This window comes from Robbsia andropogonis, from assembly GCF_000970345.1.
GTDB classification, from domain to species: Bacteria; Pseudomonadota; Gammaproteobacteria; order Burkholderiales; family Burkholderiaceae; genus Robbsia; species Robbsia andropogonis.
Genome location: NZ_LAQU01000267.1, coordinates 1 through 315, shown reverse-complemented (window position 1 = coordinate 315; position 315 = coordinate 1). Strand labels below are relative to the sequence as shown.

At 53.3% G+C, this 315-nt stretch carries 1 pseudogene; it reads right to left on the bottom strand.

The features are described 5' to 3' along the window. Positions 1–115: 115 nt before the first annotated feature. Positions 116–315: pseudogene (locus WM40_RS27465) on the bottom strand (IS30 family transposase); the annotation flags it as partial.

Genomic DNA, 315 nt, shown 5'->3' with positions numbered 1-315 from the left:
ACGAGCCTTAAAAAGCTTATTGAAGTGCCCATTTATTTTTAAATGGGCACTACCGGCATGCCGCCATTCGATACCCGGCCACATGAAATACGCGGCTGACAAGATGCCTTCGGTCGACGCTTACGGTAAATCGGCTGGATCGTTCGACTAAAGTCCCGATTGCGGATCGGTTCAAGCCAATGATCAAGTCGCCTTCCCAATGACCAGGCACGGCACGATCCTCAATCTCGGCAGGCCGGTTGGATATCATGACTTCTTCGCTGACATGCGCCCATGCCTTGGCCTGTGCCCTCGCCCTTGGCACTCTCAATGCTT